A 12,617-nucleotide genomic window follows, 5' to 3' on the forward strand; every position below is an offset into this window, starting at 1 on the left:
CTTTTGTAGGCCGGGTAAGGCGAAAGCCGCCACCCGGCAGACATGCGAGCACAATAACGAAACAGGTTTGTCATCAGCCAGAAAAAGGCAATTGTCATTGCCTTTTTGCGTTTACCTTGTCCTCACCCCAGATACTCAATCACCGACAGCCCGCCGTTGTAATCGGTGCTGTAGATAATGCCCTGCGCATCGACAAACACATCGCAGGACTGGATCACCCGCGGGCGGCCGGGACGGGTATCCATCATCCTCTCAGGAGCAGCCGGCACCAGCGCCCCAGTCTCCAGCGGACGATACGGGTTGGAAATATCGTACGCCCGCACGCCGGCATTCTGATAGGTGGCGAAGATAAGCGTTGAGCTGACAAAGCTCCCCGGCCGGTTCTCATGCAGGTTATGCGGCCCGAAGTGCGCCCCTTTCGCCACATAGTCGATTTCATCAGGCTGTGGGAAAGTTGAGATACTTACCGGGTTCGCTGGCTCGCGAATATCAAACAGCCAGATCAGCTTCTCGCCGTCCTCCTGATTGTCGAGCACCGCTTCATCCAGCACCACCAGCAGATCGCGATCCGGCAGCGGCAGCGCGGTATGCGTTCCGCCGCCGAACGGCGGGCTCCAGTTGCGATGGCTGATCAGCGTCGGCTGGGTACGGTCTTTGACATCCAGCAGCGTCAGGCCGCCGTCGCGCCAGCTGCCGTAGGCGGTATCCCCGGCAATAATGGCGTGGTGCAGCGCATAGCGTTTACCCTGCGGCCAGTCCGGTGTTTCACCGCCCGCCTGGTGCATCCCCGGCAACCACCAGCGCCCGGCAACCTGCGGTTTACGCGGATCGGCCAGATCGATGGTCAGGAAGATGTAGTCGGTAAAACCGTCGATCAGCGCGGACACATACGCCCAGCGGCCGCCGACGTACCAGATGCGGTGAATGCCGATACCGCTCAGCGACAGAAAGCCAATTTCACGCGGCTTATCCGGCGTGGAGATATCAAACACGCGCAGCCCGGCACTCCAGCCTTTGTCCTGCACATCGCTGACCGTGTCACCCACCGAGCGGGTGTAGTACACCTTCTCATCGGCAAAACGGGCGTCGGCAAACAGATCTCGGGCGTTGATCACCAGCAGCAGATCGTCATGCGCCTGGAGGTGCACGTTCCAGGTGCCCGGCGGCGCGGCAATATAGTTGACCGTGGTGGGCCGGGTCGGATCGCGAACATCGACCACGGAAAAACCCTGCGACACCATATGGCCGATATAGGCGAATCCGCGGTGCACCATCAGCTGCACGCCGTCCGGACGACCGCCCTGGTCGCTATGGCCGATCAGCCGCATATTGCGGCTGTATTCTGGGGAAGGTAATGCTGACATAGGGAATTCCTTTCGCCCGGTGGCGCTGCGCTTACCGGGCCTACGGGCGCTGTTGGTTTTCCCCCTCTCCCTGTGGGAAAGGGCAACAGGCCGCCCCCGCCGCCACCCGGCTTCGTTTTATTTGTTTTTCGCTTCCAGCGTCGCAAACCACGGCGCGATAAAGTCTTCCGTCTGGCCCCAGCCCGGAATGATTTTCCCCAGCGAGGCCACGTTCACCGCCCCCGGCTGGGCCGCCAGCAGCGCCTGCGGGATCGCCGCCGCCTTGAAGTCGTAGGTGGCCGGCGTCGGCTCGCCGGCGATCTTATTGGCGATCAGCCGCACGTTGGTCGCGCCGATAAGCTTCGGATCCACCGCCACGCTCACCTTCCACGGGCTGCCGGCTTCGCGCATCAGCTGCAGATCCTGGTTGGAAATATCAATACTGTAGAGTTTGATCTCGGTGCGGCCGTTCTCTTTCAGCGCCTTATAGGCCCCCTGGCTAAAGGCATCCCAGGTGCCCCAGATAGCGTCGATTTTCCCTTTCGGATATTTGGCGAGGATCGCCCCCACCTTGTTAGCGGTATCGCCCTGCACATCGGACGAAACGGCGCCGATCGACTCCAGCTCTTTAATCCCCGGATTTTGCTTCAGCAGCGTCTGGTAAGCCGTCTGACGGCGCTCCATTGGCGGGAAACCCGCCACCCACAGCTTGACGATGTTGGCTTTGCCGTTGAAATCTTTCACCAGCTGGCCAAAGGAGAGATCGGTCAGTGAGGCGTCATCCTGCTGGCTGACCGTTACGCCGGGGATCTCGCCGCTCACCGCGGTATCGAACACCGCCACTTTGATCCCGGCGTCCACCGCCTTCTTCACCAGGGCCGTCGAATAGGGGTCACGCCCCTGGGAGAGAATAATGCCGTCGTATTTCTGGCTGATCGCCTGGTTGACGAAGTCCTGGAATTTGGCGTCATCGCCGTTGCTCAGGAAGGTGCTGATTTTGAAACCGAGCTTTTTGCCTTCCTGCAGCGCCCCGGCGACAAACTGGGTGGTGTTATCGTCAGACCCCAGGTTGCGGATCACTGCAATGCGGATCGGGCCGTTGTGTTCGGCAATGGCCGCCGGCACCGGCGTCGGGGCGGTGGCCAGCGCCGCCGTCGACTGCAGCAGACCCAGCGTAATGAGAGAGAGTGCGATCTTTTTCATGCGGTTTACCCTGTGAAATGTTAAGTACGGCGCTGAAAATAGGTCAGTGCCAGCGCGCCAGCCAGTACCAGCCCTTTAATAATGTCCATCGCGTAATACGGCACCGAGAGCATCACCAGCCCGTTGGAGAGCACGCCGAGGATCACCGCCCCCACCAGCGTCCCCAGAGCGTTCGGTTTGCCGGAGCCGGCCAGCGAAAAGCCGATCCAGGCCGCCGCCACCGCGTCCATCAGATAGCCGCCGCCGGCGTTAACCTGCGACGATCCGATACGCGAGGCCAGCAGAATGCCGCCGAGCCCGGCCAGCAGCGAGGCAATCACGTACGCCGCCACTTTATAACGCGTGATCCGCAGGCCGGAGAGCCGCGCCGCCTCCGGGTTGCCGCCGATGGCGTACATCCGCCGGCCGTGGGTGGTGAACGACAGCGCCAGCTGGGCGACCAGCGTCACCACCAGCATGATGATGACGATGGTCGGCACCTGGCCCAGCGCGCCAAACGCCGCCGGGATGGTGCCGTCCGCCATCTCGCCGCTCGGCAGCACCATGTTTTCGGTAATCGACCCGCCGTAGCTGTATGTCATTGCCACCCCCTGAATCACAAACAGGCTGGCCAGGGTGGCGAGCATGTCGGGGATGCGCAGCACCACGATCAGAAAGGCGTTAAACAGCCCCACCAGGGTGCAGAGCGCGAGGGTGATCAGGATGGCTTCGGTGGTCCCCAGGCCGTGCCAGACAAACAGGGAGATCACCAGGGCGTTGGCCAGCGACGCCGTCGATCCGACGGACAGATCGAAGCCGCCGATGGTGAGGGAAATCGACACCCCAATGGCAATCACCGTCACGATGGCTATCGAGCGCAGAATGTTGATGATGTTGAACGGGTCAAGGAAGTTGTCCGAGGCGAAGCCAAAGACCGCCACCAGCAGCACCACGGTCAGCAACATGCCCCACTTATAGAGAAAATCAAAAAATCGCTGACGGCCTGATACCGTCGCGTTCACTGCCAGGGCCTTGCTCACGCTGCCGCTCCTCCGGTTGAATAATAAAGCAGTGTCTCTTCCCGGGCTTCCGCGCCGGGGATCTCCGCCACGATCCGTCCGTCCCATAGTACGCAGATGCGGTCGCATAAACCGACCAGCTCGGCGAATTCACCCGAGGCATAAATCACCCCTTTGCCTTCCCGCGCCAGACCATCGATCAGCATGAACAGATCGGTTTTCGCTTTCACATCGACCCCTTTGGTCGGTTCGTCAAAAATCAAAACGTTGGCATCGCCGCGCAACCATTTGCCAATGGCCACCTTCTGCTGATTGCCGCCGGACAGACGACGCAGCGTCTGACCGGGACCGGTGGCGCGCACGCCGAGGCGGGCTATCACCTCCTCCGCCCAGCGCCAGGCCTGGCGATGGCCGAACAGGCTCCAGCGCGAAAAGTGGTTATCGGCGCTGACCGCCAGGTTCATCGCGATCGGCTCTTCGATGAAAATGCCCTCTTTGCGCCGCTCCTCCGGGACCAGCGCCAGGCCGCGCCCCACCGAGTCGGCGGGATCCCGCGGCCGCCACGGCTGGCCGTTCAGCTCGCCGCGCTGCACCCGGCTTTTGCTGGCGCCGAACAGCGCTTTGCACAGCTCGGTTTTGCCCGCCCCGGCCAGCCCGGCGATCCCCAGAATTTCCCCCTTACGCAGGCGCAGCGAGATATCCTGCAGCAGCGCCTCATCGTGCAACCCTTCCACCTGCAGCAGCACTTCTTCACCGTGCGGCGGACGCGGCGGCGGGAAGATATCGCTCAGCTCGTGGCCCAGCATCTTTTCGACAATCTGTTCCCCGCTCAGCGGCGCCATCGGGCCGCTCTCAATCAGACGCCCGTCGCGCAGCACCGTCAGGGTGTCGCAGATCGCCTTCAGCTCGTGGATGCGGTGCGAAATAAACACCACCCCGATCCCCTGCTGCTGCAGACGGCGTACCACCGCAAACAGGCGTTCGCTTTCATGCTGATCCAGCGGCGCGGTGGGTTCATCGAGGATCAGAAAGCGGCAATGGTGCGACAGGGCGCGGGCCAGCAGGATCTGCTGTTTTTCGGCGAGCGTGCAGCTGTCAATAGAGCGCCTGACGTCCAGCGCCACGTCCAGCTGCGCCAGCGCCTCGCGCGCCAGCTGCCGAACCCGCGACCAGCAGAAGGTCGTCCCCGGCTCCGCCAGCCTGTCCAGCATGATGTTTTCGGCAATGCTCAGGCCCGGCACCAGCGCCACGTCCACCTCCTGCTGCACCAGGTGGATCCCCAGCTGTTTGGCATCCCGCGGCGAACGAATGGTGACCGGCTGGTTATTGATCGTCACTTCGCCCTGATAATGGGCGTGGGTGCCGCACAGTACCGCCATCAGCGTCGACTTACCCGCGCCGTTGGCGCCGGTCAGGGCATGCACCGACCCGCCATGAAGGGTGAAGGCTACCTTGTTCAGCGCCTGAAAGCCGGAGAAGGCCAGGCTAATGTTATGCATCTCAAGGCGATTCGCGCTCATCACTGCTCCCGTGCGGCAATTAATCTTCTGATTTAACGAATTTTTCATAGCCGCCGCTGGCTGACAACTGCGTAAAAAGCATAAGATACAACGAAATAATATTAGCCATCTGGATGTCCAGACATAACATCAGGTTAGCCCAACACCTATAAGGACAGCTTTCATGAGCAACAGCGAGATCCGCGTCGTGCCCGGCCCGGCCAACTATTTCTCCCACCCTGGCAGCCTTCAGCGGCTAAGCGATTTTTTTAACGCCGACCAGCTGTCGCGGGCGGTGTGGGTCTATGGCGAGCGCGCCCTGGCCGGCGCCGAACCTTTTCTGCCGGCGGCCTTCCACCTGCCGGAAGCGAAAAAGATCCGCTTTACCGGCCACTGCAGCGAACGCGACGTGGCGGGGCTGGCGCAGGCCTCAGGTGACGATCGGGCGGTAGTGATTGGCGTAGGCGGCGGCGCGCTGCTCGACAGCGCGAAAGTGCTGGCCCGCCGCCTGGGGGTTCCGCTGGTGGCCATCCCGACCATCGCCGCCACCTGCGCGGCATGGACGCCGCTGTCGGTGTGGTACAGCGACGCCGGACAGGCCCTGAATTTTGAGATCTTCGATGACGCGAATTTCCTGGTGCTGGTCGAGCCGCGCATCATTCTCAACGCCCCGGCGGAGTACCTGCTGGCGGGCATTGGCGACACCTTAGCCAAATGGTATGAGGCAGTGGTGCTGGCGCCGCAGCCGGAGGCCCTGCCGCTCACCGTGCGGCTGGGGATTAACGGCGCGCTGGCGATCCGCGACGTGCTGCTGGCCAGCAGCGAAACGGCGCTGGCGGACCAGCGCCGCGGCGAGCTGAGCCAGGCGTTTCGCGATGTGGTGGATGCAGTTATCGCCGGCGGCGGGATGGTTGGCGGGCTGGGGGAACGCTACACCCGGGTCGCCGCCGCCCATGCGGTGCACAACGGGCTGACGGTGCTACCGCAGACGGATAAATTCCTCCACGGCACCAAAGTGGCCTACGGCATTCTGGTGCAAAGCGCCCTGCTCGGTCAGGATGAGGTCCTGGCGCAGCTGGTGCAGGCCTGGCAGCGCTTTAACCTGCCGGCGACGCTGGCGGCGCTGGAGGTCGATATCACTAACCGCGCAGAGCTTGACCGGGTCATTGCCCATACCCTGCGCCCGGGCGAGTCGATTCACTATTTACCGGTGACGTTAACCCCTGAGGTTCTGCGCGCGGCGTTTGAGAAGGTGGAATACTTCAGCCGTTAATCACCCCGACCGTCTATACCTAATGATGATTCTCACCACTCTCGCAACGAGGTCATCATGCAGATCGATTTAACAGGTAAGAAGGCGCTGGTTACCGGCGCCAGCCGTGGGTTGGGTCGGGCTATCGCCCTGTCGCTGGCGCGCGCCGGCGCCGACGTGGTTATTACGTATGAAAAATCGGCCGATAAAGCCCAGGCGGTCGCCGAGGAAATAAAGGCGCTGGGTAGGCACGGTGAAGCGGTGCAGGCCGACAGCGCCAGCGCGCAGGCGATTCAGGATGCCGTCACCCATGCGGCGCGTTCCCTCGGCGGGCTGGACATTCTGGTCAACAACGCCGGGATCGCGCGCGGCGGCCCGCTGGAGTCCATGACGCTGGCGGACATCGACGCGCTTATCAACGTCAATATTCGTGGGGTGGTTATCGCCATCCAGGAGGCGCTGGTGCATATGTCAGACGGCGGGCGCATCATCAACATCGGCAGCTGTCTGGCTAACCGCGTGGCGCAGCCGGGCATCGCGGTTTACTCGATGACCAAGTCCGCCCTCAACTCCCTTACCCGCGGCCTGGCGCGCGATTTAGGCCCCCGCGGGATCACCGTTAACCTCGTCCATCCCGGCCCGACCAACAGCGATATGAACCCGGAAGATGGCGAGCAGGCCGATGCCCAGCGTCAACTTATTGCGTTAGGTCACTACGGCCAGCCGGAAGACATCGCCGCGGCGGTCACCTTCCTCGCCAGCCCGGCCGCCGGGCAGATCTCCGGCACCGGGCTGGACGTGGATGGCGGTTTGAACGCCTGATCGCACATTTTCTGCAAGCCTCTGTCGCCCGGCAGAGGCCTTTTCGAGCCGCCTCGACGCGTTGCGTTTTGCCGCTTACCTGCGTTTTTTCTCCGCTCTACCCTACCCCATAAGAAATTCGGAATTTATCTAATAGTCTTATTATTTCCTTATATTTTGTGTGGTCGTACAGTGGAGGTACGGATGAAGATTGTCTGGTCAAAAACGGCAGATAAGCCATTTTCTAAAATCGATAGTGGCGGTTAAACGCCGAACCACCACCACCTACCTGCATGAGGAGCATGCCGAATATGACTATTCAGTACATCAAGGATGAAGAAGGAAAAGACCAGTATGTCGTCATTCCTTACAGTGATTACTTTCGTATGCGCCTGGCTCTGCTGGAGTACGACGACGAGGATGAAAGCGACTGGGAAGATATTCCTTATGAATCAGACATCTATGATAACGTCATGCTGCCAGGCGAAGTATGCGACGTGATGCATAAAGAAAACGTCAGCCTGCAGGCTGCGTGGCGCATCCTGCGCGGGATGTCCCAGCAGGAGGTCGCCGAAAAGCTCGGCATCAGCCAGTCCGCCGTGTCACAGCTGGAAGCGCTGGACTCCCGTCCGCAGAAGCGCACCCGCGAGAAGCTGGCGGTGCTCTACGGCTGTAAGCAGGAGCAGATCAGCCTCTATCTGCCGAAAGAGGGTTAACAGCACTTCGCCCCGCCCTTGCCGCCGTAGCGGGCGTCCTGGCGTTCGCGGAAAAATGCTTCGTAGGTCATTGGCGTCTGATCCGGATGGTTGACGCGCATGTGCTCGACGTAGTTGTCGTAATCCGGCACGCCGATCATCATTTTGGCGGCCTGGCCCAGGTACTTACCTGCTTTGGAAAGGGTGTCGAACATAATTCTGATCTCACAGAAAAAGTACGCCGGGTAAGGCGAAGCCGCCACCCGGCACACAGGTTAATGCGCCCCTTTCGCCTGGGTCACTATCGCGTCCAGGTTTTCAGGCATTGGCTCATACGGTGTCTCTTTCGCCGTCGGTTTATTCTCTTTCAGCGCCGCCAGCGCGGTTTTAATCGAGAACAGCGCCAGCACCACCACCACGATCATAAAGAAGATGGTCAGCCCGGCATCGAGACGGTTGTTAAACACCAGCTGCGCCAGCTGCGACTCGGTATACTGCGCCGGGATTTTGCCGCTGTCGATCATCGCCTGGAACTTGTTGGCAATCGCCAGGAAGCCCACTTTATTGTCCGGGCTGAAGGCCTTCTGCCAGCCGGCGGTGAGGGTACAGATCAGCAGCCAGGCCGTCGGCACCAGCGCCACCCACGCATAGCGCTGACGTTTCATCTTGAACAGCACCACTGCGCAGAGCATCAGCGCCATCCCCGCCAGCATCTGGTTGGCGATACCGAACAGCGGCCACAGGGTGTTAATGCCGCCCAGCGGATCGACCACTCCCTGATGGAGGAAGTAGCCCCACGCCAGCACGCACAGCGCCGTCGCCAGCAGGTTAGCCGGTAACGAGTCAGTACGCTTCAGGTTCGGGGAGATCACCCCCAGCAGATCCTGCAGCATAAAGCGCGCCGCACGGGTGCCGGCATCCACCGCCGTCAGGATAAACAGCGCTTCAAACAGAATGGCGAAGTGGTACCAGAACGAGACGTCCATCAACCCGCCCAGCGCGCCGTGGAGAATGTAGGCCATGCCCACCGCCAGCGTAGGCGCCCCGCCGGCGCGAGAGATGATGGACTGCTCGCCCACCTCATTGGCGATATGCGTCAACGTTTCCGGGGTAATCGCAAAGCCCCAACCGCTCACCACCTGCGCCGCCGAGGCCACCACATCGGTGGTTCCCGCCGGCGCCAGCACCGCCATCGGGCTGTTCATCGCGAAGTAGACGCCCGGGTCAATGATACAGGCGGCCACCAGCGCCATAATCGCCACGAAGGATTCCATCAGCATGCCGCCGTAGCCGATAAAGCAGGCCTGATTTTCATTCGCCAGCATCTTCGGCGTGGTACCGGAGGCAATCAGGGCGTGGAAGCCCGACACCGCGCCGCAAGCGATGGTGATAAACAGGAACGGGAACAGGTTGCCAGTCCATACCGGGCCAGTACCGTCGATAAATTTGGTCAGCGCCGGCATGGTCAGGGTCGGACGCATAATCAGAATGCCGATCGCCAGACCGACGATAGTGCCGATTTTCAGGAAGGTGGAGAGGTAGTCGCGCGGGGCCAGCAGCAACCAGACCGGCAGCACCGCGGCGACAAAGCCGTAGCCCACCAGCATCCAGGTGAGCTGGACGCCGGTAAAGTCAAAGAACGGCGCCCAGGTCGGGCTTTCCGCTATCCAGCCGCCGGAGATAATGGCGAACACCAGGAATATCAGGCCAATCACCGACACTTCGCCAATGCGCCCCGGGCGCAGATAGCGAATATAGATCCCCATAAACAGCGCCAGCGGAATGGTAAAGGCCACGGTATAGGTTCCCCACGGGCTGTGGGTCAGCGCTTTCACCACGATCATCGCCAGCACCGCGAGGATAATCACCATGATCATAAAGGTCGCCACCAGGGCAATCACCCCGGCGGTCGCCCCCATCTCCTCTTTCACCAGTTCGCCCAGCGAACGGCCGTCGCGACGGGTGGAAACGAACAGCACCATAAAGTCCTGCACCGCCCCGGCCAGCACTACGCCGGCGAGGATCCAGATCATCCCCGGCAGATAGCCCATCTGCGCGGCGAGCACCGGGCCCACCAGCGGCCCCGCGCCGGCGATGGCGGCAAAATGGTGACCGAACAGCACTTTTTTGTCAGTCGGGACATAGTCGAGGCCATCGTTATGCCGCACCGCGGGCGTCATGCGCGTCGGGTCGACGCCGAGCACGGTTTTGGCGATATACAGGCCGTAAAAACGATACGCGATCAGATAAACGCAGACTGCCGCGACGACAATCCACAGCGCGTTGATCTGCTCACCCCGGTTTAAAGCAATGTAGCCGAGGGCAAAGGCTCCGATCACGGAGAGCAGTGCCCAGATAAGGTATTTCCCTGAATTATTCATTGTTGTGGTCCACCGGTAGGGTAATCAGGATGTTACAGTTTGTTTCTAGAACACAACGCAGAATTTAACAACATCGAAACAGCGCAGATGCCGTCCACCCACAGAGATTTGTCTCACATTGCTAGCGAGATCACTTAAGGCTGGAAAATGAATGAAAGGATTATCGTGAACGGTGCCGTTTGTTTGTCGGGTGGCGGCTAACGCCTTACCCGACCTACAGATCCGTAGTCCGGCTAAGCGCAGCGCAAGCCGGGGAAACAGCGGCTTCCTGACCCAGAAACCGTAGCCCTGCTAAGTACAGCCGAGCAGGGATATTCCCGGATGGCGGCGCGCTGCGCCTTATCCGGGCTACCCATTGCGCCGATACGTAGCCCGGCTAAGCGTAGCGCAAGCCGGGGAAAGCGTGGCTGCTTAGCCCAGCACCGCGGTGCCCAGACGACAGGTGCAGCAGCGCCGCCCCTTCTCGTCATACACCACAATCTCCCAGCTCTGGCTCTGCCGGCCAAGATGCAGCGGGCGGCACTCGCCGCGCACTTTCCCGCTGGAGACCGCCCGGTGATGGGTGGCGTTCAGCTCGGTGCCGACCACGCACTGCCCCTCGTCGGTCATCAGCCAGCCGGCCATCGACCCCAGCGTCTCCGCCAGCGCCGCTGAAGCGCCGCCGTGCAGCAGGCCAAACGGCTGATGGGTGCGGGCATCCACCGGCATCTCCGCCTCCAGCAGCCCCGCCTCCAGCCGGGTGTAGACGATCCCCAGATGCGCCACCAGGGTGTTTTCGCTGCTGGCGTTCAGCGCCGCCAGCGTGAGCGCTCGTTTCCAGGCCATTTACGCCCCCAGCGTCGAGCCGCCGTCCACCACGATATCCTGCAGGGTGATATGGCTGGCATGAGCAGAGGCGAGGAACAGAATGGTATTCGCAATCTCCTGCGGGCGGGCAATCTTACCCAGCGGGATGCCGAGCTTAAACTGCTCGCCGAAACCGCGGATCCGCTGCTGCTCCGCATCGTCGCTGACCCACAGCGTGCGCTGCATATCGGTATCGGTAGAGCCCGGCGAGACCAGATTACAGCGCACCCCGCTGCCCGCCAGCTCAAGGCCGACGGTCAGCGCCAGGTTTTTCAGCGCCGCCTTCGAGGCGCCATAGGCGCTCATGCCGATGCGCGGCGTGTGCGCGGCATCGGAGGCGACGGTGACGATGGCCCCGCCCCGCTGGCGACGGAACTGGGCCATCGTCTGCTGAAACAGGTTGAACGCCCCGCCGACGTTGACCGCGAAGGTCTGCTGCCAGTCTTCCGCGCTTAGCTGGTCGGTGGCGCCCATGCGCAGGATCCCGGCGGCGTTCACCAGCACGTCTAACCGCTCGGTGTTCGCCAACAGGCGGCTGCACACCTCGCGCACCCGGTCGGCATCGGCGACGTCCAGCGTTTCGGTCGCAAACGGGTAGCGTTCGCCGTCAAAGGCGAGGTCGAAACCGATGACGTTGGCGCCGGCCTCCACAAAAGCCAGCGCGGTGGCATAACCGATCCCTTTACCTGCGCCGGTCACCCACACGGTCTGACCGCGAAAATCCAGCGCCGCCATTATCGCACCTCGCGGGAAAGCAGCGCCCACCAGGCGTCGATGGTCGGGTTTTTCGCCAGCATCACGAAGTCGATATCGCCGTGCACTTTGCGCCAGCGGGCGGCCAGGGCCATCATCCGCACCGAATCCAGACCGTAGTCGATCAGGTTTTCATCATCCAGCGGTTCGTCGGATTCGTCGAGCAGCGGCAGGATCAGCGCGCGCAGCGCCGCTTTGGAGGCCGGCAGCGGCAACAGCGCTTCGGTCATCACCACGCGGCCGGAGCGGCCGGCGACGTATTTCAGCGCCATCAGGTGCTCTTCGCGGCTGAAGTCCGCCAGCGCGTCGGCGACAAAGAACGGTTTGATATCGCGCATAAAGGCGTCGGTGGCGGTGGTCATGCAGCCGATATGGGCATACACGCCGGTGATGATCAGCTGGTCGCGGCCGCTCTCCTTCAGCATCGCCTCCAGCGGCGAGCGATGAAACGCGCTGTAGCGCCATTTCACCAGCACGGTGTCGTCTTCATCCGGCGCCAGGGCGGCAATCACCTGCTGCTGCTCCGGCGAACGGGTCAGCCCCGGCCCCCACATATCATTCAGCAGCGCGCGATCTTCATCGCTCTGCTCTTTCGGCTGGGCGGTGTAGTACACCGGAATGCCGTTCTGTTTGCAGAAGTCGCGCAGGGCGGCGATATTGGCCACCACTTTCTCCATCATCGCGCTGTTTTCGCCCCAGAAATTGAGGAAATACTCCTGCATATCGTGGATCAGCAGCGCGGCGCGGGAGGGCTCAAAGGCCCAGCTGACTTTGTTCGCCGGGATATCGCTGGCTTCCGGCAGCGCGTAAGCCTGTAATTTAGGGATTGCCATTTTCTGTTCTCCT

At 61.7% G+C, this 12,617-nt stretch carries 12 protein-coding genes and 1 pseudogene; 4 read left to right on the forward strand and 9 right to left on the reverse strand.

Translation table 11 applies throughout. The annotated features are described in order from the left end of the window. Nucleotides 1-122 precede the first annotated feature (122 nt). The 4 genes from ABLU95_RS19725 to ABLU95_RS19740 form a co-directional block, all read right to left on the reverse strand. Nucleotides 123-1,364: an LVIVD repeat-containing protein gene (locus ABLU95_RS19725; protein WP_048297023.1), complete on the reverse strand. Its 1,242-nt coding sequence runs from the start codon at nt 1,362-1,364 to the stop codon at nt 123-125. A gap of 117 nt (nt 1,365-1,481) precedes the next feature. After that, nucleotides 1,482-2,546, reverse strand: coding sequence for a sugar ABC transporter substrate-binding protein (locus tag ABLU95_RS19730; protein WP_348880257.1), 1,065 nt, complete (start codon nt 2,544-2,546; stop codon nt 1,482-1,484). A gap of 20 nt (nt 2,547-2,566) precedes the next feature. Then, nucleotides 2,567-3,565, reverse strand: a complete 999-nt coding sequence (locus ABLU95_RS19735) for an ABC transporter permease (RefSeq protein ID WP_348880258.1) — start codon at nt 3,563-3,565, stop codon at nt 2,567-2,569. After that, nucleotides 3,562-5,064 carry a sugar ABC transporter ATP-binding protein gene (locus ABLU95_RS19740; RefSeq protein ID WP_101977995.1) on the reverse strand — a complete coding sequence of 501 codons (1,503 nt, stop codon included), beginning with the start codon at nt 5,062-5,064 and terminating at the stop codon, nt 3,562-3,564. The genes ABLU95_RS19735 and ABLU95_RS19740 overlap by 4 nt, the downstream gene beginning before the upstream one ends. A gap of 163 nt (nt 5,065-5,227) precedes the next feature. Here ABLU95_RS19740 and ABLU95_RS19745 point away from each other — a divergent pair, with 163 nt between their 5' ends. From ABLU95_RS19745 to ABLU95_RS19760, 4 genes and pseudogenes are all read left to right on the forward strand, one after another. Then, nucleotides 5,228-6,316 carry an oxidoreductase gene (locus ABLU95_RS19745; protein WP_087849777.1) on the forward strand — a complete coding sequence of 363 codons (1,089 nt, stop codon included), beginning with the start codon at nt 5,228-5,230 and terminating at the stop codon, nt 6,314-6,316. 57 nt (nt 6,317-6,373) lie between these two features. Then, nucleotides 6,374-7,117 carry a 3-oxoacyl-ACP reductase family protein gene (locus ABLU95_RS19750; protein ID WP_004885764.1) on the forward strand — a complete coding sequence of 248 codons (744 nt, stop codon included), beginning with the start codon at nt 6,374-6,376 and terminating at the stop codon, nt 7,115-7,117. 183 nt (nt 7,118-7,300) lie between these two features. Beyond that, nucleotides 7,301-7,433: pseudogene (locus ABLU95_RS19755) on the forward strand (hypothetical protein). Continuing rightward, entirely contained in the window at nt 7,408-7,812 is a 405-nt protein-coding gene (locus ABLU95_RS19760) for a helix-turn-helix transcriptional regulator (protein ID WP_348880259.1), read from the forward strand. Before ABLU95_RS19755 ends, ABLU95_RS19760 begins: the two are co-directional and overlap by 26 nt. Here the strand turns inward: ABLU95_RS19760 and ABLU95_RS19765 are convergent. The 5 genes from ABLU95_RS19765 to entB all read right to left on the reverse strand — a co-directional run bounded on the left by ABLU95_RS19765 (nt 7,809) and on the right by entB (nt 12,604). Beyond that, nucleotides 7,809-8,006 (reverse strand): YbdD/YjiX family protein, encoded by a 198-nt coding sequence (locus ABLU95_RS19765; protein ID WP_023288790.1) that lies wholly within the window; start codon nt 8,004-8,006, stop codon nt 7,809-7,811. The two genes, ABLU95_RS19760 and ABLU95_RS19765, sit on opposite strands and share 4 nt — an antisense overlap. A 60-nt stretch (nt 8,007-8,066) precedes the next feature. Next, the gene (gene cstA / locus ABLU95_RS19770) at nt 8,067-10,172 is read right to left on the reverse strand and encodes a pyruvate/proton symporter CstA (RefSeq protein WP_348880260.1); all 2,106 of its coding nucleotides are present in this window, start codon (nt 10,170-10,172) and stop codon (nt 8,067-8,069) included. Between the two features lie 411 nt (nt 10,173-10,583). Continuing rightward, on the reverse strand, nt 10,584-10,997 hold the full coding sequence (gene entH / locus ABLU95_RS19775; RefSeq protein WP_023288788.1) for a proofreading thioesterase EntH: 414 nt from the start codon (nt 10,995-10,997) through the stop codon (nt 10,584-10,586). Next, nucleotides 10,998-11,744 (reverse strand): 2,3-dihydro-2,3-dihydroxybenzoate dehydrogenase EntA, encoded by a 747-nt coding sequence (gene entA, locus ABLU95_RS19780; RefSeq protein ID WP_348880282.1) that lies wholly within the window; start codon nt 11,742-11,744, stop codon nt 10,998-11,000. An 8-nt stretch (nt 11,745-11,752) separates the two neighbouring features. Next, the gene (entB, locus tag ABLU95_RS19785) at nt 11,753-12,604 is read right to left on the reverse strand and encodes an enterobactin biosynthesis bifunctional isochorismatase/aryl carrier protein EntB (protein WP_048334361.1); all 852 of its coding nucleotides are present in this window, start codon (nt 12,602-12,604) and stop codon (nt 11,753-11,755) included. Between the last annotated feature and the right edge of the window lie 13 nt (nt 12,605-12,617).

This window comes from Klebsiella sp. GG_Kp146 (genome assembly GCF_040061975.1).
Taxonomy (GTDB): domain Bacteria; phylum Pseudomonadota; class Gammaproteobacteria; order Enterobacterales; family Enterobacteriaceae; genus Klebsiella; species Klebsiella quasipneumoniae.